This window comes from Collinsella sp. CLA-ER-H4 (assembly GCF_040092395.1).
Lineage (GTDB): Bacteria > Actinomycetota > Coriobacteriia > Coriobacteriales > Coriobacteriaceae > Collinsella.
On record NZ_JBBNLQ010000002.1, the window covers coordinates 128,313 to 146,912 of the forward strand.

The 18,600-nt window shown below is 60.3% G+C and carries 19 protein-coding genes; 1 reads left to right on the forward strand and 18 read right to left on the reverse strand.

From position 1 onward, the window contains the following. Nucleotides 1-11 precede the first annotated feature (11 nt). The 12 genes from AAAX34_RS02630 to AAAX34_RS02685 all read right to left on the reverse strand — a co-directional run bounded on the left by AAAX34_RS02630 (nucleotide 12) and on the right by AAAX34_RS02685 (nucleotide 11,745). On the reverse strand, nucleotides 12-1,166 hold the full coding sequence (locus AAAX34_RS02630; protein ID WP_349109880.1) for a cation diffusion facilitator family transporter: 1,155 nt from the start codon (nucleotides 1,164-1,166) through the stop codon (nucleotides 12-14). Nucleotides 1,167-1,316: 150 nt separating this feature from the next. Next, nucleotides 1,317-2,531 carry a hypothetical protein gene (locus tag AAAX34_RS02635; RefSeq protein WP_349109881.1) on the reverse strand — a complete coding sequence of 405 codons (1,215 nt, stop codon included), beginning with the start codon at nucleotides 2,529-2,531 and terminating at the stop codon, nucleotides 1,317-1,319. 40 nt (nucleotides 2,532-2,571) lie between these two features. Beyond that, complete coding sequence (accD, locus tag AAAX34_RS02640) at nucleotides 2,572-4,290, reverse strand: acetyl-CoA carboxylase, carboxyltransferase subunit beta (protein ID WP_349109882.1); 1,719 nt, start codon at nucleotides 4,288-4,290, stop codon at nucleotides 2,572-2,574. After that, nucleotides 4,283-5,626 carry an acetyl-CoA carboxylase biotin carboxylase subunit gene (locus AAAX34_RS02645; RefSeq protein WP_035137491.1) on the reverse strand — a complete coding sequence of 448 codons (1,344 nt, stop codon included), beginning with the start codon at nucleotides 5,624-5,626 and terminating at the stop codon, nucleotides 4,283-4,285. The genes accD and AAAX34_RS02645 overlap by 8 nt, the downstream gene beginning before the upstream one ends. 10 nt (nucleotides 5,627-5,636) lie before the next feature. Next, nucleotides 5,637-6,059 carry a 3-hydroxyacyl-ACP dehydratase FabZ gene (gene fabZ, locus AAAX34_RS02650; RefSeq protein WP_349109883.1) on the reverse strand — a complete coding sequence of 141 codons (423 nt, stop codon included), beginning with the start codon at nucleotides 6,057-6,059 and terminating at the stop codon, nucleotides 5,637-5,639. A 9-nt stretch (nucleotides 6,060-6,068) separates the two neighbouring features. Next, the gene (gene accB / locus AAAX34_RS02655) at nucleotides 6,069-6,542 is read right to left on the reverse strand and encodes an acetyl-CoA carboxylase biotin carboxyl carrier protein (protein WP_349109884.1); all 474 of its coding nucleotides are present in this window, start codon (nucleotides 6,540-6,542) and stop codon (nucleotides 6,069-6,071) included. A 3-nt stretch (nucleotides 6,543-6,545) separates the two neighbouring features. After that, nucleotides 6,546-7,793, reverse strand: coding sequence for a beta-ketoacyl-ACP synthase II (fabF, locus tag AAAX34_RS02660; RefSeq protein ID WP_349109885.1), 1,248 nt, complete (start codon nucleotides 7,791-7,793; stop codon nucleotides 6,546-6,548). A gap of 39 nt (nucleotides 7,794-7,832) precedes the next feature. Next, nucleotides 7,833-8,606, reverse strand: a complete 774-nt coding sequence (gene fabG, locus AAAX34_RS02665; RefSeq protein ID WP_349109886.1) for a 3-oxoacyl-[acyl-carrier-protein] reductase — start codon at nucleotides 8,604-8,606, stop codon at nucleotides 7,833-7,835. 30 nt (nucleotides 8,607-8,636) lie between these two features. Next, a complete protein-coding gene (locus tag AAAX34_RS02670; protein ID WP_349109887.1) occupies nucleotides 8,637-9,563 on the reverse strand; it encodes an ACP S-malonyltransferase in 927 nt (308 codons plus the stop codon). Then, entirely contained in the window at nucleotides 9,551-10,495 is a 945-nt protein-coding gene (gene fabK, locus AAAX34_RS02675; RefSeq protein ID WP_349109888.1) for an enoyl-[acyl-carrier-protein] reductase FabK, read from the reverse strand. Before fabK ends, AAAX34_RS02670 begins: the two co-directional genes overlap by 13 nt. Before the next feature lie 2 nt (nucleotides 10,496-10,497). Then, nucleotides 10,498-10,734: an acyl carrier protein gene (locus AAAX34_RS02680; RefSeq protein WP_006235019.1), complete on the reverse strand. Its 237-nt coding sequence runs from the start codon at nucleotides 10,732-10,734 to the stop codon at nucleotides 10,498-10,500. A 51-nt stretch (nucleotides 10,735-10,785) separates the two neighbouring features. Beyond that, entirely contained in the window at nucleotides 10,786-11,745 is a 960-nt protein-coding gene (locus tag AAAX34_RS02685) for a beta-ketoacyl-ACP synthase III (protein ID WP_349109889.1), read from the reverse strand. Nucleotides 11,746-11,921: 176 nt separating this feature from the next. On the opposite strand from AAAX34_RS02685, the gene AAAX34_RS02690 reads away from it, so the two are divergent. Beyond that, the gene (locus AAAX34_RS02690; RefSeq protein WP_349109890.1) at nucleotides 11,922-12,698 is read left to right on the forward strand and encodes a biotin--[acetyl-CoA-carboxylase] ligase; all 777 of its coding nucleotides are present in this window, start codon (nucleotides 11,922-11,924) and stop codon (nucleotides 12,696-12,698) included. A 116-nt stretch (nucleotides 12,699-12,814) separates the two neighbouring features. Here AAAX34_RS02690 and rpsJ read toward each other — a convergent pair whose 3' ends face one another. The 6 genes from rpsJ to AAAX34_RS02720 form a co-directional block, all read right to left on the reverse strand. Then, on the reverse strand, nucleotides 12,815-13,123 hold the full coding sequence (gene rpsJ, locus AAAX34_RS02695; protein ID WP_349109891.1) for a 30S ribosomal protein S10: 309 nt from the start codon (nucleotides 13,121-13,123) through the stop codon (nucleotides 12,815-12,817). A gap of 60 nt (nucleotides 13,124-13,183) precedes the next feature. Next, complete coding sequence (gene fusA, locus AAAX34_RS02700; RefSeq protein WP_022094183.1) at nucleotides 13,184-15,283, reverse strand: elongation factor G; 2,100 nt, start codon at nucleotides 15,281-15,283, stop codon at nucleotides 13,184-13,186. 19 nt (nucleotides 15,284-15,302) lie between these two features. Next, nucleotides 15,303-15,776 (reverse strand): 30S ribosomal protein S7, encoded by a 474-nt coding sequence (gene rpsG, locus AAAX34_RS02705; RefSeq protein ID WP_006235013.1) that lies wholly within the window; start codon nucleotides 15,774-15,776, stop codon nucleotides 15,303-15,305. Nucleotides 15,777-15,849: 73 nt separating this feature from the next. After that, nucleotides 15,850-16,227, reverse strand: a complete 378-nt coding sequence (rpsL, locus tag AAAX34_RS02710) for a 30S ribosomal protein S12 (protein WP_006235012.1) — start codon at nucleotides 16,225-16,227, stop codon at nucleotides 15,850-15,852. 544 nt (nucleotides 16,228-16,771) lie between these two features. Next, nucleotides 16,772-17,848, reverse strand: a complete 1,077-nt coding sequence (locus AAAX34_RS02715) for a DUF4179 domain-containing protein (RefSeq protein WP_349109892.1) — start codon at nucleotides 17,846-17,848, stop codon at nucleotides 16,772-16,774. Continuing rightward, on the reverse strand, nucleotides 17,799-18,317 hold the full coding sequence (locus AAAX34_RS02720; RefSeq protein WP_349109893.1) for an RNA polymerase sigma factor: 519 nt from the start codon (nucleotides 18,315-18,317) through the stop codon (nucleotides 17,799-17,801). The genes AAAX34_RS02715 and AAAX34_RS02720 overlap by 50 nt, the downstream gene beginning before the upstream one ends. Between the last annotated feature and the right edge of the window lie 283 nt (nucleotides 18,318-18,600).

An 18,600-nucleotide genomic window follows, 5' to 3' on the forward strand; every position in this document is an offset into this window, starting at 1 on the left:
CCGGCACAGCCCTACTCGTGGGTATGCCCTACGTAGTCTTCGTCGATCGTAATCTTGGCAATCGACTTGGGGTATTCCGACTCGACCCGTTTCGCCAACTCGTGCTTTAGGTCCTCGGCGCTCATTCGCAGATCCGAGGGTCGCACGCAGTCAAAGATCACGTTAGTGTGCGTAGGACCCGGCACACAGCGCAAATCGTGAATTGAAAGGCGACCATCGATCTCCTGGGCCATGGCGTTGATGCGCAGACGCATGCTTGTCACCTTTGGATCGTCGGTCACGATGGGATCGTAATGGAGTGTGACGATCATGCCGTCTTCGACCCTAAACGACTGCTCGATGTTATCGAGCGTGTCGTGACTTTCCAGCGGGCTGGCCTCGGCCGCCATCTCGGCATGCGCACTTGCAAACTTCCTGCCCGGGCCGTAGTCGTGAACCATCAGATCGTGAACGCCCAAAACGCCGGGGTAGCTCATGATCTTGTCTCGAATGTGCTTGACCAGCTTAGGATCGGGCGTCTGGCCCAAAAGCGGGCTCACCGTATCTTGAATAAGTTCAAAGCCGCTCCAACCAATATAGGCGCCAACGGCAAGGCCGACCCATGCGTCAAGATTGATGTGCGTCACCTGCGAAACAATTGCACATGCCAGCACGGCGCCTGTGGCAAGAACATCGTTCTTGGAATCCTGGGCAGTCGCATGCAGTGTCTCGGACTCGATACGGTCGCCGAGCTTTTGGTTGAGCGCCGCCATCCACAGCTTAACAACCATCGAAAGCGCCAGGACTGCCACCAGGGCAAGCGAGAACTCGACAGGCTCCGGGTTGACAATACGCTCCACCGAGGACTTCACCAGTTCGATGCCAATAAGCAGCACGAGCGCCGCCACGACCAAACCCGAGAGATACTCGTAGCGACCGTGGCCGTAAGGATGCTCGGGGTCGGCCGGCTTGCTCGCCAGCTTAAAGCCCAGCACGCTCACGATATTCGAGCTTGCATCGGACAGGTTGTTCATGGCATCCGCCACAATCGAAACCGATCCCGAAACCACACCAATTGCGCCCTTCGCAGCACAAAGCGCAACATTGGCGACAATACACACCATGCCAGCTAACGTGCCCACACGCGCACGATCGCCCTGTGCGCGCTTAACAATCCACTCGACCATCTACATCCGCCCCCACGGTTCTACTTATATATCCATTGCTCAAACGGATTGTAGTGTAGCCACTTTGTCTCCCAGATAAAAAGAGGCCGCAACCCACACGGGCCACGGCCTTGGAATGTGGCAAAGGAATCGTCCTTGTGTCGCACAGGTTCACGCGCTTGCTTCGGCCACGCTCTTCGAGGTTTCGGGTGAATCGGCTCCGTCCCCCGTCGTCTGCCCCTTCGCCGGCACCACGCCAAAGCAGTAGCTCAGCGCAGCAGACACCGCAAATGCCACACCGCCGGCAGCGCAGCACCACAGCAGGTTCGAGATGCCGCCCGTGGCAAAGCCAATGACCATAAGGACATTCGTCATGCCGATGGTATAGGCCGTAACGTGGCCCACGGCCGCAACAAGGCCTCCGACGGCGCCGCCAATGGCCATGCACGTCAGGCACCTGCCATATTTAAAGCCGCAACCGTACAGCGCCGGCTCGCTTACGCCGCCAAGAACACCCGAGATTGAATAGCCCAGCATGAGCGCCTTCTCGTCCTTATCCGCAACGCGAAGCGACGCGCCAAAGGGCATGCCCCAAACGGCGAACGTTGCCATCGTCGCGGCGATCAGGACGCACGAATCCGTTCCCACACTCATAAACTGCGCATAGGCGAGCGATAGGACAACGTTGCTGACGCCGGCGATCTTTAGGAACTCCCAGCCCGCGGCAAGCCCCATGAGCGTGAGCAGCGACACGATGCCACCGGAATTGCCAAGCATAAACATAAGCTGGCCCAACAGCATGCCCAGATAGCTGCCCGCCGGCGCCGTAATACACAGCGAAACCGGAACCATGACAAGCATGGTCGCAAACGGAACAAACGAAAACGCCACGGCCCTAGGGATAACGCGCTTAAAGAAACACTCCACTCGCCATAGCACAGGCACCGAAAGGAGAACTGGAATAACAGTCGTCGTGTAATCGTTGACCGGCGCGGGAAGCAGACCATACACGGAAGTCATCGATGCCCCCGTCGTCGATGCGGCATCGACGAGCTTGAGCAGATCGGGCGCAATCAATACGCCGCCCAGCATCATACCCAGCTGCTCCGAGCAACCGAGCTGGCGGGCGGCCGCCCAACCAAGATAGATGGGCAAAAAGTAGTAGCCGGCGTTATAGAGCCAACTGTAGAACAGGCGATAGATTTCGGAATCGGCAGACCACAGGCCCAGCATGCCTTCGCCCATAATGACGGCGACGGTGCGGAACAACGCCGCGCAGACAATAAACGGCAGCGCCGACATCATGCTTTTGGACAGATAATCGACCACGGCCATGGCGTTTGATGAAACCGACGTTGTAAACGAGGTGTTAGAAACTTGTAGCATGGAACGCCTTTCCCAATATGACATGCGGGCTGTCCCTTTGTCACATCGTGCGGTACTGACCGATTGCGCGGTACTTTTCGTAGCGGAGGTTTGTGAGGGTCGCGTCGTCGAGCTGCCCAAGCGCATCGAAGGCATCAAATGCCGAGGACATGACGGCACCGGCGATCTCCTCATGCGACAGGCCCTTATCGTCAACAATGCCGTCGGTGATGCCGAGCGCCAGCAGATCGGGGGCCGTGAGCTTAAGCGCCTCGGCGGCCTCATTCGCGCGCTCGGTATCCTTCCACAGGATCGACGCACAGGCCTCGGGGCTCACGACCGAATAGGCCGAGCTCGAGAGCATCAGGATGCGGTCGGCCACGGACAGCGCCAGCGCGCCACCAGAGCCTCCCTCGCCTGTCACCACCGAGACAATCGGCGTCTTGAGGCCGCTCATCTCCATGAGATTCTGGGCAATCGCCTCGCCCTGGCCGCGCTCCTCGGCACCGATGCCGCAAAACGCGCCCGAAGTATCGACCAGACACAGAACCGGTCGACCAAACTTTTCGGCCTGGCGCATAAGGCGACGCGCTTTGCGGTAGCCCTCGGGATGTGCCATACCAAAGTTGCGACGCATGCGCTCTTTGGTCGTGGTACCGCGCTCGACGGCGATAACCGTCACGGGTCGCCCGTCTTTCCAGCCAATGCCAGCCACCACGGCGGCGTCGTCGCCAAAGTAACGGTCGCCATGCAGCTCAACAAATCCATCCAGGCCCAGCGAGATCATCTCGCCCGCCGTGGCGCGATCTGCCGAGCGGGTCTGCTTGACAATCTCGAGCGCGGTTTTTGGTGCGGTCGAGCGCTTGAACAAGTGTCCCAGCTTTTTGCCGCGACGACCCGTATGCACGATCTCATGCGGTGCCCCCAGGCCGGGCGCGTGCCCTTCGTGCAGTGCCAGCAGCTCGCCTACCGTGAGCGCAATCTCGCCACGCGGAACAACGGCATCGCAAAAGCCGTGCTCCAGCAAAAACTCGGAGCGCTGGAATCCCTTGGGCAGGCGCTTGTGCATGTTCTGCTCGATCACGCGCGGGCCGGCAAATGCCGTCAGGGCATCGGGCTCGGCCAGGATAATATCGCCCTCCATGGCAAAGCTCGCGGTTACGCCTCCGGTCGTGGGGTCAGTGAGCACCGTGATATACAGGCCGCCCGCCTCGCTATGGCGCCTAACCGCCGCAGAAATCTTGGCCATCTGCATAAGCGATGTCACGCCCTCTTGCATGCGCGCACCGCCCGAAACGGTAAAGCCGACAACTGGCAATCCAAGCTCGGTCGCTCGCTCAAATGTGCGACAGATCTTCTCGCCCACCACGGAACCCATCGAGCCCATCATAAAGTTGGCGTCCATAAAGAAGAGCGCCGTATCGCAACCGCAGATTTTGCCCTTGCCGCACACAACGGCATCGCGCTCGCCCGAACGTTCGCTCACGCTCTTGAGCTTGTCGGCATAGCCGGGAAACGAAAGGAAGTCCTCCGGCGCCAGACTGGCATCCCATTCCTCAAACGTGCCCTCGTCAATCGTCATGCGCATGCGGTCGCGCCCGCTCACGCGAAAGTGTTTGCCGCAACGAGGGCAGACCTCGAGGTTGTCGTGCAGGCGCGCCTCATCGATCACGCGGCGGCACTCCGGGCACTTGATAAACACGTGGCGCGCGGGAAACTCGGCGCACGACTCGGTCATCGGTCCCTCGAGGACGTTGACCGTCTTCGCTTTTCTATTCATCAGCATAGAGATGCCCCATCAGATCGGTGTGATACATGCCCGACAAGAACTCGTCGTTTGCCAGCACGTCGAGCTGAAGCTCGCTGTTTTCGCTCACGCCCTCAATCACGAGCTCGCCCAGGGCCGAGCGCATCTTGCGAATGGCGCCGTCACGCGTGGGCGCACACACGATGAGCTTGCCAAGCATGGAGTCGTAGTACGGCGGAACTTTCGCACCGGTAAACATGGCGGAATCCCAGCGCACGCGCGGACCACCCGGCACACGCAACGCGGTGACCGTTCCGCATGACGGCAGAAAGTCCGGCGTTTCGGCATTGATGCGGCACTCCATGGCGTGGTTGCGGACCGGCATGTCCTCCTGCTCAAAGGGCAGAGGCTGGCCGGCTGCCACGCGCAGCTGCCACTTGACCAAGTCGGTATCGGTCACAAACTCCGTAACCGGATGCTCCACCTGCAAGCGCGTGTTCATTTCCATAAAGTAGAAATTGCCGTCGTCCGAATACAGGAACTCGATGGTACCGGCTCCTTCGTAGCCGACGGCACGAGCCAGGTCACGCGCCGCCTTGTGCATGCGAGCACGAATGTCGTCGTGTCCGTCGAGGCACGGCGCGGGGCTCTCCTCGATTAGCTTTTGGTTGCGCCGCTGCACCGAGCACTCGCGCTCGCCGAGCGAAAACACATGGCCCTGCTTATCGGCCATAATCTGCACCTCAACGTGATGCGCCGGCGCGACGAACTTCTCCATGTAACACTCGCCGTCGCCAAAAACGGCCTCGCCCTCGGCGCGTGCTTCAATAAAGGCCTTTGCCGCATCTTCCACGCGCTCGACCTTACGAATACCGCGACCGCCGCCGCCCGCACGCGCCTTAATAAGCACGGGGCAGCCAATGCGCTCAGCCTCGGCCGTTGCCTCCTCGGGACTTTTGAGCAAATCGCAGCCCGGCACGATGGGCACGCCCGCCGCGGCAGCCGTTCGACGCGCGGCGTCCTTGTCGCCCATGCTGTCGATCACCTCGGCCGAAGGACCGACAAACGCCAGGCCATACTTGTCGCAGTCGCGCACAAAGCTCGCCTTCTCGGAGAAAAAGCCATAGCCGGGATGAATTGCCTTAGCTCCCGACTTTACGGCACAGGTGAGCACGGCATCGTCGTTGAGGTAGCTCTCGGCAAGACGCGGCCCGCCGATGCAATACGCCTCGTCGGCAAGTTGCACGTGCAGCGCGTCCGCATCGGCCGTGGAATAGACGGCGACGGTTTTGATGCCCATATCGCGGCACGCGCGGATAACACGGACCGCGACTTCGCCGCGGTTGGCGATGAGCACTTTGTCGAACATGAAGCCTTCCTTAACTTTCGTGCATGAGTGCAAAAGACATATCGGCGCGGCAGCAAACCTCACCGTTGACGCTCGCAGTACCCGTCGCAAAGCGGAACGGCCCGCGCGCACGCGTGATGGTGCACACCAGATCAACCGTGTCGCCCGGGCGCACCGGACGCTTAAAGCGCACCTTGTCCAGACTCGTGTAGAACGGCGTCGCGCCGCGCGCTTCCTCATCGCCCATCAGCAGCACGCAACAGTTTTGGGCGAGCATCTCGCACTGAATCACGCCGGGGACCACCGGGTTTCCCGGAAAATGCCCCTGCAAAAAGTACTCGTCGCCCGTGATCATGATCTTGCCGTGGGCCTCGTCGCCCACCAGCTCGGCCTCGTCGAGCAAAAGCATCGGCTCGCGATGCGGCAACAGCTTCTTGAGCTCTTCTTTGTTCATGGACATCACCTATCCGATCCTCATGAGGCAGCTGCCAAACTCCACGAGGTCGCCGTCGGCCACGCAGATCTCGAACACCTCGCCGTCTGCCTCGGCCGTCACCTCGTTGAGAACCTTCATGGCCTCGATGATGCAGAGCGTCTCGCCGGCCTTGACCTTAGAGCCCACGTGCACAAACGGCTCGTCGCCCGGTGCCGGGGCAGCATAGAAAACGCCGACCATGGGAGCGGTCACCTCGGTGCCCTTGGGCTCCGGTGCGGCGGCAGGTGTCTGCGCGGCGGGCTCCGGTGCGGCAGGCGCGACTGTGGGAGCTACAACTGGAGCGGCCATAGCGCTCGGCATGGGCATGGGCACGGCAACCGGCTGTGCGGCGCTCGCGCGCTCGAGTTCGACCGCGGTGCCATCGGGCTCCTCAACGCGCACGCGCGTGAGGCCGCGGTCCTCCATCACATCGGCTATCTCGGCAAGTCTTTTGGAATCCATGCTCTAGCTCCTCGTATATCTACGCAGCGCGATGGCGGCGTTGTGCCCGCCAAAGCCCAGGTTGGTCGAAAGCGCCCAGGTAAGGTCGGCGCGAACCGCGCGATTGGGCGTGTAGTCAAGATCGCAGGCGGGATCGGGTGTGTGGTAGTTAATGGTCGGCGGCACCACGCCCTGCTCGAGCGCCATGGCGCAGGCCATGACCTCGATGGCGCCCGTGGCACCGATCATGTGGCCGGTCATCGACTTGGTCGACGAGACGTGCGCGGCGCGTGCCGCGTCCTCGCCGAGCGCACGCTTAATGCCCGCCGTCTCGGACGAATCGTTGAGTTTAGTCGAGGTTCCGTGAGCGTTGATGTAGAGGCCCTCGGAAGGCTTAACGTCGCCCTCGGCCACCGCCAGCGATATCGCACGGGCAATGCCGGCAGCCTCGGGATCGGGGCTCGTGATGTGATAGGCATCATCGGTGTTGCCATAGCCCACAACCTCGGCATAAATGTGCGCGCCGCGGGCCTGTGCGTGCTCCATGCTCTCGAGTACCAGCACGCAGGCGCCCTCGCCCATCACAAAGCCATCGCGGTCTGCATCGAACGGGCGGCAAGCCGTCGCGGGATCAGGGTTGGTGGTCAATGCGCGGCAGGACGTAAAGCCCGCAACGGCATCGGGGATAATTGCGGCCTCGGCGCCGCCCGCGAGGATCGCGTCGGCATAGCCGTGCTTGATGGCGCGGAACGCCTCACCCACCGCATGGGCAGAAGTCGCGCAGGCAGTCACGACGGGCAGGGTCGGTCCCTTTGCCTTATGGCGAATCGCGATGTTGCCCGAAGCCATGTTGGGAATCATCATCGCGATCATGTAAGGCGATGCGCGACGAGGCCCCCGATCGGCGATCGTGTGGACGTTGTCGACGAGTGTCTGCATGCCGCCCACACCCGAGCCCACGTAGACGCCCAGGCGCTCTCGATCGATGGAGCCTTCGACATCAAAGCCCGCATCGTGCATGGCCTCGTCCGAAGCCGCCATCGCAAACTGAACGCAGGGGTCCAGATGCTTGGCGTCACGCTTGCCAAAGTACTCGTTGCCGTCAAAGCCCTTGACCTCGGCCGCCACCTTGACGGCAAATGCATCGGTATCGAAGTGCGTGATCGGGCCGATGCCGCACGTGCCGGCGCACATGGCCGCCCAGGTGGCAAGCGCGGTGTTGCCGAGCGGCGATACGGCACCTATGCCGGTGATTGCAACTCTCTGTTCCATCATGGTCTCCTCATCCAAGCCGTTCTTCGGCCCTGGTTTCTACATCGCCATTCCGCCGTCGACGCGCACGACCTCGCCCGTAATGTAGGCAGCCGCATCACTCGCCAAAAAGCGCACCACACCGGCCACTTCCTCGGGGCGCGCCATGCGCTTTAGGGGAATCTGTTCCTCGCACGCCGCACGCACCTTATCCGAGAGCTTTGCCGTCATATCTGTCTCGACAAACCCGGGGGCGACCGCGTTCACTCGTACGCCGCGGGGTGCAAGCTCGCGCGCCACCGCCTTGGTAAGCCCTATCACGCCCGCCTTGGAGGCAGCGTAGTTAGCTTGCCCGGCATTGCCCATCAGGCCCACGACCGAGCTCATGTTGACGACGCAGCCGCCGCGCTGGCGCATAAAGGTCTTGGTGAGCGCGCGCGTCGTGTTAAACGTTCCCTTGAGATTGACATCGAGTACGCGATCGAAGGCGTCATCGCCCATGCGCATGAGCAGGCCATCGCGGGTGATGCCAGCGTTGTTGACGAGCGCCCAAATGGAGCCAAAGTCGTTGAGGACCGCTTCCACGCACGCGTTGACGGCAGCGGGGTCGGCCACGTCGCATTGATATGCGCGCACCGTGGCGCCAGCCGCCTCGCAGGCGTCGCACGTCTCGCGCGCCGCATCGACGCTGCCGGCATAGACGACGGCGATATCGTAGCCATCCTCCGCCAGACCGATAGCGCAGGCGCGGCCGATACCCCGCGAGCCGCCCGTGACCAGTGCCACGCGACGTGAGTCGTTGCGCTCGAGCGCGCCATTGTTCAAGTTGCTCATGTCATTCCTTTCGGGTTACAGCCCTGTGGACTATGCGAGCTCGTCGGCAATAGCTGCGACCTGCTCGGCCGTCTCGCACGAATACACGCGAACGTCGCTCAGCGTACGCTTGACCAGGCCGGACAGCGTTTTGCCGGGGCCGACCTCAATAAATGTGTCGATGCCTTGATCCTGCAGAGCATGCAGCGTATCGACCCAGCGCACGGCATGGCTCACCTGATTGGCCAAGACATCCGATGCCGTCTGGGGGTCCGCCGGATAGGGCGCCGCTGTCATATTTGCCAAAACAGGAATGAGCAACGGGGACGGCGCGTGACCGCTCTCAATATATGCGGCAAGGCCACAGGTCGCCTCGGCCATATAGGGGCTATGAAATGCACCCGACACCGCGACCTTCATGGCGCGGCCGCCAGCCTCTTTTACTAGGACATCGAGGGTCTGCAGCGCATCGGGCGCTCCGGCCACAACCGTCTGCTGCGGACTGTTGTAGTTGACCGGCCAGCAGTCCTCGCCGGCCTGCGCAGCCAGGTTCTCGACTTGCGCCGCATCGAGTTTGATAACGGCGCGCATTCCGCCGGGGTGACGCTCGGCCGCCGTGGCCATCAATGCCGCGCGCTCGCACACGAGCTCAAAGCCCGCTCGCGCATCGAATGCCCCCGCAAAGGTGAGCGCGGCGACCTCGCCCAGCGAGAATCCCGCACAGACGGCAGGCACCACGCCGCGCTCGCGCAGGGCGACGGCGACAGCCAAGTCGTGCACGAACACGCACGGCTGCGTGTTCTCGGTCTGCGAGAGCTCCTCCTTGGAGGCGCTCCGGCACTGCTCGCTCGTCCCCGGGCGCACCTCATCGGCAATGGCGAACACCTCGGCGGCCGCCGGCGATGTCTCGATCAAGTCGACGCCCATCGCGGGGTGCTGGGCACCCTGGCCGGCAAACAAAAACGCTACGCCACCCATGCGCACGCACCCTTCAGGACGTGCTCGGCGCCATCGACCAGGTCGTCAACGATTTCGCGTGCGCTCTGGCGCTCGTTGACCATGCCGGCAATCTGTCCACACAAAAACGAACCCTCTTCGTAGTTGCCGTCCTTGGCGGCCTTACGCAGCGCACCGGTTCCCATAGCGCTGAGCTCCTCGGCACTCGCGCCGGAACCCTCGCTCTTGGCATAGGCGTTGGTGAAGGGGCTCTTGAGGGCGCGCACTGGATGTCCCGTCGAGCGACCGGTCGCACGCGTCGAAGTGTCGTTGGCCTTCAGGACCATCTCTTTGTACTGCTCCGAGACGGTGCACTCGTCTGCGACCAGAAAGCGCGTACCCACTTGCACGCCTTCGGCGCCCAGCATAAAGGCGGCCGCCACGCCGCGGCCGTCGGCAATACCGCCGGCGGCCACAACGGGAATGTCAACCGCATCGACGACCTGCGGCACCAGTGCCATCGTCGAGGTCTCGCCAATATGGCCGCCCGATTCGGTACCCTCGGCAACAACCGCCGTGGCTCCACGACGTGCCACGAGGCGCGCCAGCGCCACCGAGGCAACGACCGGGATGACCTTGATGCCCGCTTCGTTCCACGCCTTCATGTACTTGGCGGGATTGCCGGCGCCCGTCACGACGACCGGCACTCGCTCGTCAATCACGACCTGCGCGACCTCGTCGGCAAACGGGCTCATGAGCATGACGTTGACGCCAAAGGGCTTATCCGTCTTGGCGCGCAGCTCGTGAATCTGGTCGCGAAGCCAGTTGGCGTCGGCGTTCATGGCCGCGATGATGCCTAAGCCACCCGCCTCGGACACTGCGGACGCCAGCGAGGCATCGGCAATCCAGGCCATACCGCCCTGGAACACGGGCTTTTCGATGCCGAGCAGATCGCAGAGAGGAGTCTTGAGCATCTCTACTTCTCCAATGCCGCCTCGACCGTATCGGCGAACTCGCCGACCGTCTTGGGGTTCTCCTCGGTATCGAGCTGGATGCCAAACTCGTCCTCGACGGCAACGAGGATCTCGACGGTGCCCAGGCTGTCGAGACCAATCTCCTCGAGCGTGGACTCGGGCTTCATCTCGACATCGTCAAGACCGGCGGTCTCGCGGATAACGTCGCAAACGCGCTCGAAGGTCTTCTGATCTGCCATGGTAGTTCTCCTTTGGTTGTGCCCTAGGGCGTTTTTATTTCCTATGTGTGACTACTTCCAACGAAGCAGATAGCCACCTATATCCAGACCGGCGCCAAATCCAACCAAGGCGATCGTGTCGCCCGTGTGAAGTGCACCGGCGTTTGCCAGCCGGTCGAGGGCAAGCGGAATGCATGCGCTCGAAATGTTGCCGGTCTCGCGCAACGTGCGAACCACACGCTCGTCCGGCACGCCCAGACGCTTGACCGCCTGGCTCAGGATTCGTTCGTTAGCCTGATGGAATACAAAATGATCGATGTCTTCGACCGAAATGCCCGCATCGATCGCAAGCTTATGGACCGTGTCGCAGATGGCGTTGACGCCGAACTTGAACACGCGGCGGCCATTCATGGACAGCACGCTCTCGCTATCTGCGGAGGCCTTAAACGGCGAGGTGCCAACTAGACCAGGAACGCGCAACGTCTCGACGTCGGGCGCCGTCGAAAGCTCAACGGCAAGGGGACTGTCTCCCCCAGCCTCAATCACTGCGGCGCCTGCCCCATCGCCAAAGAGCACGCAGGTGGCACGGTCGGTCCAGTCGAGCGCGCGCGTCATCTGCTCGGCAGCAACGACCAGCACGTGCTCGACACGGCCGCGGGCGATATAGCCCTCGGCAATATCGAGCGCAAATACGAAGCCGGCACAAGCCGCCGAGACATCGAAGGCAGGGCACGTCGCGCCTAGTCGCTCAGCAACGGCACACGCCTCAGCGGGAACAAGGTGGTCACCCGTCGTCGTCGAGCAGACGATCAGATCCAGCTGGCTCGCGTCGATTCCGGACACCTGGAGTGCCCGCTCGCTCGCCGCTACGGCAAGGTCGTCAAGTGACTCGGTGGTGCAGACGTGGCGGCTCTTGATACCTGTGCGGGTAAAAATCCACTCATCCGAGGTATCGAGGAACTCAGACAGCTCGTCATTGGAAACACTGCGCTCAGGAAGTGCCGAACCTGTTCCAAGAATCGTGAAACCCATCACTAACCTCCTTTGAGTTGTTGACGTGTTTACATCGACCAAGAGAGGATATCGCATTTCAGTCTTTGTTGACGTGTTAACATTAAATTGTCCAAATGCGACAAAGGCTTCACATTGTGTCTATCTCTCGACACCATTGCGCGATTGCCTTATTAACTTAGGAGGTAGCAGCTGTTATGGATTCTCGTTTAACGATAGTCGACGTAACCGGATCGACCAACGATGACCTGCTCGAAGCAGGAAAACAGGGAGCGCCACACGGCACAGGACTTGCCGCCCGCGCGCAAACGGCAGGACGCGGCCGGCGCGGGCACAAGTGGGATTCAACCGCCGGCAACCTATTGCTTTCGATTGTCCTGCGTCCATGCGTTAATCCCGCAAAGTACTCTGGTCTTGCCGCCGTCAGCGGCCTAGCGGTGCTTGCGGCGCTCGAAAAACAGGGCCTTGCAAACGAGATTGACCTCAAATGGCCCAACGATCTGGTCGCGCGAGGACGCAAGCTCGGCGGTATTCTGGTCGAGGCGGCACGCGATAACGAAGGCAAACCTTTCGCCGTCTGCGGCATTGGCGTCAATTTGAACTATGTACCCTCGGAGGTTCCCGATGGCGGCCTGCCGGCAATCGGTCTCTCGGATCTCAACGAGAGCGTTCCCGCCGTCGATGTGCTACTCAAGAAGGTCTATCACACCGTCGTAAACGCTGTGGACGCATGGACAGATCTGCTCAACGCCAAGGAAGAAGACGCCGGTCCGCTCGCGCCCGTCCACGACGAATATATCGCTCACCTCAATTGGATCGGGGAGCACGTTCTCGCCCGCTCCCCCGCTGGAGACGAGCTGGCGCGAGGCATCTTTAAAACGGTCGATGGCTTTGGTCGCGCGTGCATCGAAACGAAAGACGGCTTGCGTTTCTTCCATTTTGAGGAGGCGTCTTTGCGCCCCTTGAGCAAATAGGGCATCACAACCACCCTCTCGGCAGCCTTGCCCGGCGGTCCAAAACCATCATTCAAAACAAAAGAGCCCCGCTACCATAACGGCAGCGGGGCCCTTTAAGCTATGAGCGATATCGCTTAGAGCTTGATGTCGATGTCGACGCCAGCGGGGAGGTCGAGACGCATGAGCGAATCAACGGTGCCCGAGGTGGGGTCGAGGATGTCGATGAGGCGCTTGTGGATGCGCATCTCGAACTGCTCACGGGAGTCCTTGTTCACGTGCGGCGAGCGGATAACCGTGTACAGGTTGCGCTCGGTGGGCAGGGGGACAGGACCGGAAACGCGAGCGCCGGTCTTCTGAGCGGTCTCGACGATGAGCTTCGCGGACTGATCGACGACCTCGTGATCATAGCCCTTGAGGCGAATGCGGATCTTCTGGGTAGCCAACTTAAACCTCCAAAGAGTGCGAGAGATGTTCTCGCGGATTACGTAACAGGGAGCTCGAACTTAGGCGTTCTTGCTCATGACCTCGTCCACAATGGACTTGGGCGCGGGCTCATAAGAGTCGAACTGCATCGTGTAGGATGCACGGCCCTGGGTCTGGGAGCGAAGGTCGGTAGCGTAACCGAACATCTCGCCCAGCGGCACCTTGGCACGGATGAGCTTGCTGTTCTTGCGATCCTCCATGCCCTCGATCTTGCCGCGGCGACCGGAGAGGTTGCCCATAACGTCGCCCATGTACTGCTCGGGGGTCTCGACCTCGACAGCCATGATCGGCTCGAGCAGCTGCGGATCGGACTTCTTGAGGGCATCCTTGATAGCCATGGAACCGGCGATCTTGAAGGCGGCCTCGGAGGAGTCGACCTCGTGGTAAGAACCGTCGAACAGGGTGACCTTAACGTCGAGGACCGGGAAGCCGGCGATAACACCGGTGTTCAGGGCCTCCTGGATGCCCTTGTCGATGGACGGGATGTACTCCTTGGGCACGACGCCGCCGACGATAGCGTTGACGAACTCGTAGCCGAAGCCTTCCTCCATCTTCTCGAGCTTGATGACAGCGTGGCCGTACTGACCGCGACCGCCGGACTGACGGACGAACTTGCCCTCAGCCTTCTCGACGTCGTGACCAGCGGTCTCGCGGTAGGCGACCTGGGGCTTACCGACGTTAGCGTCAACCTTGAACTCGCGGAGCAGACGGTCGACGATGATCTCGAGGTGCAGCTCGCCCATGCCGGCGATGATGGTCTGGCCGGTCTCGTGGTTGGTGGACACCTGGAAGGTCGGGTCCTCCTCGGCGAGCTTGGTCAGAGCCAGGGACATCTTGTCCTGCTCGGCCTTGGTCTTGGGCTCGATGGCAACGTCGATAACGGGCTTAGCGAACTCGATCTTCTCGAGGACGATCTCCTTGCCCTCGGCGCACAGGGTGTCGCCGGTGGTGGAGTTCTTGAAGCCGACGCAAGCGACGATGTCGCCGGCGGCAGCGTCGTCACGGTCGATACGCTCGGCGGCGTTCATCTCGAGGATGCGGCCGAGGCGCTCGCGCTGACCGTTGGAAGCGTTAACAACGTAGGAGCCGGACTCGGCGCGGCCGGAGTAAACGCGGACATAGGTGAGCTTACCGACGAACGGGTCGGTCATGATCTTGAAGACCAGGCCGGAGAAGGGCTCGTCGAAGGAAGGATGACGCTGGATCTCCTCGCCGGTGTCCGGATCGGTACCGGTGACGGCCTCAACGTCGAGCGGGCTGGGCAGGTAGTCGACGACAGCGTCGAGCAGCTCCTGAACGCCCTTGTTCTTGTAGGCGGAGCCCACGAAGACGAGGTTGAGCTCGTTGGCCAGAACGCCCTTGCGCAGAGCGGCCTTAAGCTCCTCGACGGTGAAGTCCTCCTCCATGAGGATCTTCTCCATGAGCTCGTCGTCAAAGCTGGCAGCAGCGTCAAGGAGCTCCTCGCGCTTGGTGGCAGCGATGTCGGCGAACTCAGCCGGGATCTCGTCCATCGGCTCGGGGTAGGTCATACCCTTCTCGTCGGCCTTGAAGTCCCATGCAGTCATGGTGACCAGGTCGATGACGCCCCAGAAGTTGTCCTCGGCGCCCATCGGGACCTGAGCGGCCACGGCGTTAGCGTCGAGACGATCCTTCATGGTCTCGATAGCGTTGAAGAAGTCAGCGCCCACGCGGTCATACTTGTTGATGAAGGCGATGCGGGGGACGTTGAAGGTGGAAGCCTGACGCCAAACGGTCTCAGACTGGGGCTGAACGCCGGCAACGGCGTCGAAGACGGCGACAGCGCCATCGAGAACGCGCAGGCAACGCTCGACCTCGGCGGTGAAGTCAACGTGGCCCGGGGTGTCGATGATCTGGATGCGGTAGTCCTTACCGTCCTTGTTCCAGAAGCACGTGGTAGCAGCGGAGGTAATGGTTACGCCGCGCTCCTGCTCCTGAACCATCCAGTCCATGGTGGCAGCGCCCTCATGGACCTCACCGATCTTGTGGGTCTTACCGGTGTAGTAAAGAATACGCTCGGTCGTGGTGGTCTTACCGGCATCGATGTGGGCCATGATGCCGATGTTACGGGTATCGGAAAGCTTGTACTTAGGCTTAGCCATGTTAGTTCCTTACCTTAACTTACCAACGATAGTGAGAGAACGCGCGGTTGGCCTCGGCCATCTTGAAGACGTCCTCACGCTTCTTGACGGAAGCGCCCAGGCCGTTGGAAGCGTCGAGGATCTCGTTGGCGAGACGCTCGGCCATGGTCTTCTCCTTGCGAGCGCGGGAGAAGTTGACGATCCAGCGGATACCCAGAGCGGTGGAACGACGGGAGTTGACCTCCATCGGGACCTGATAGGTAGCGCCACCGACACGCTTGGGCTTAACCTCGAGCGTGGGCTTGACGTTGTCCATAGCCTTCTTGAAGGTAGCGAGAGCGTCGCCACCCTCGGACTTCTCGGCAACGATCTCGAAAGCGGTGTAAACGATGCGCTCAGCGGTGGCCTTCTTGCCGTCAAGAAGGACCTTGTTGATGAGCTGAGTCACCAGGCGGTTGTTGTAAACGGCGTCAGGCTGAACCTCACGACGATTAGCTGCTGCACGACGCGGCATGTGAAATCTCCTTAAGTGTCTACCGTGCGGCGCTTAGGCGGCACACGGCGAAAGTATCAAAACGTTATCTGGCTTATTTAGCCTTGGGGCGCTTAGCACCGTACTTGGAACGGGCCTGCATACGGTTCTGGACCGGAGCAGCGTCGTAAGCGCCACGGATGACGTGATAACGGACACCAGGGAGGTCACGGACACGACCGCCGCGGACGAGCACGATGGAGTGCTCCTGCAGGTTGTGGCCCTCACCCGGGATGTAAGCGGTAACTTCGATGCCGTTGACAAGGCGAACACGGGCAACCTTACGAAGAGCCGAGTTCGGCTTCTTGGGGCTCGTGGTGAAGACGCGGGTGCACACGCCGCGCTTCTGGGAGTTGTGCTGCAGAGCAGCGTTCTTGGACTTCTTGGGCACGGAACGACGGCCCTGGCGAACCAGCTGGTTAATAGTAGGCAAAGCGTACTCCTTCTCGAATGATTCCAGCTTTCTGTAAAGTGCAACGGCTTGAATCGAGGGGTCAGCATCCCCCTACGAAACACGCAGTTCGATAGGATACGTGGCGTTAGCTGTGCCGTCAACAGACCACGCCGCCGGGCGTATCCCAAAATGAGCATATTTCCGCAAAGCCTACACAAAAGGAATCCCCTTCTGTGCGCGGGGGCGGATTCCCGGCCCGGGCGGCCCGCTGTTTAAGTTTGCTGCTCTACAGTCCTGGCTCGCACGGAGGCCACATTAAGTGGCCTCCGGCTCGTGCGGAACTCGCGACAAACTTAAACAGCGGGCCGCCCGGACCGGGAATCCGACGTGCTCGTCGGGGCAACGTTCCCTGCCAAAAAGGGACAGGTTTATTTTGGTCGGTTTTATCTGGGAAAACGCCACTCTTCACGGTGATCCGCATCCATTTGCCACGTTCTTCCGAGAATCAGACGAATAACGTCCAATCCACTCGTCCATATAACGCTAAAAAGGCCGCTTCCCCCCTTGGGAAGCGGCCCAGACTTTACGAATAAACGATGGTAAAGGGTACTTCTGTTTCGGTCTCTCCTGTTGATGTGTACCTCGTGCCCTCAAGGGTTACCGAGACCACTTGATCGACATTGATCAGTTTTGTCGGCACCGAGATGTTCTCTCCGCTATTGCGCGTCAGCGAGACATAGAAATTGTACGCGCCCGCAGTATCATCTTCGATAATCTGCTCCGATCCATCCTTGTAGGTAACGGTCAACTTTTTCGTGACTGCGTCAATGCCCAGATCATCGATGTGCGTCTGGATGGAAAACGGGCTGATCTCGAGAGGCGAGTCATCGGAGCGGAGTTCCTTTGTATCGACGTACGCTCCGACGCTAAACTCGGGCGTCGATGCCTCGAACGGCTTCGCATCCTCGCCTTCGCCCTCTGTCCAGGAGATATTCCAAGTGACAGCGCGTCGTAAATCTCGATCGCGATTCCAAGATGCAAAGTACATCGTGCCGTTAATGACCGTGTCGCTTGATGTGTCTTTATCAATTGTGCAGCGTGTGTCAGCCCATTCCTCGCCGAAGTTCATGCTGGGCGTACCGATGCCTTGTTCTTCTTCACCATAGAGAACAAGTTCGCCTGTCTCTGCTGCCGGCTTGTAGTAGTTAACGCCATTTGGATTGGACAACGTAAACGTCACGGCTCCGCAGCCGTTTTGGTCAATAGCCATCTCATGGATATCGAGCGTATAGCCATTACCCTCGACGGACAGATCAACCTTCTGGACTGTGCCCTCCAGGCTTTGGGGCGCGATGCCGTCACCGAACTCTCTGGTGTAGGTATATTGAGTCCCCGATGAGCCGCCGTTGGTCCAGGTAATGGAATCCCCGTTGCCGTGGTTTCCCCAAGCTGAGGCAAAATAGCTGGAATTGACAACGGCGTAGGCGACCCCTCCGGTCGCCAACACTCCGGCAAGACATCCGATTACGGCAACATACAGAGGCTTCGCGTGGCCCTTTCGATGAAGCGGCTCACCCGCAGCGGTATTTAGAACGCGATCTGCAAGATCGCTATCGGCTTGGATGGACTCGAAGGCCTGCTTGATTTGATTGGATTTCACGGTCGCCCTCCTCTAGGATGAATTTGAGCTTCGATCGACCACGAGCTAAACGCGTTCGAACGGTCGCGGCTGGTACATGCAACAACTCGGCAATCTCTGAGGTCGAAAAGCCCAGATAGTAATAGAGCACGATGGGAACACGGAATCGCTCCGGAAGTCGCATAACGTCTGACAGGACCGCCTTGATCTCATCCTGCGCCGCCGAAAGCGAATCGGCCAGGTTCTCAATATCCTCCACACGCCTCCATGGCTTTCGAAAGAGCGATTTACATTCATTGATCGTGACCCGAATAAGCCAGCGGCGAAGATGCTCCTGACTTTCAAAGTGTCCATCGCTTTTAAGCAACTTAAGAAAGACATCTTGGGCAACATCATCGGCATCGGCGCGATCGCGCAGGTACGTCAATGCGATCCGAAACACGACATCACGGTGATTCTCGACCGCCTGTCTAAATGCTTGTTCTTCCATAATCACCTCCCGGTGACGTTCATGATTCTTGATGAGGCCCTCACCATAGATACGCTTTGACCGAACGAAATGTTTCAAATTCAAGCAGGAAAACCTACCAAATTAAACCTGTCCCTTATTGGCAAAAGGAATCCCCTTCTGTGCGCGGGGGCAGATTCCCGGAACGGGCCGCCCGCTGTTTAAGTTTGCTGCTCTACAGTCCTGCGCAAGACGGAAAGCACATTAAGTGCTTTCCTTTGCGTGCGGAACTCGCGACAAACTTAAACAGCGGGCGGCCCGTTCC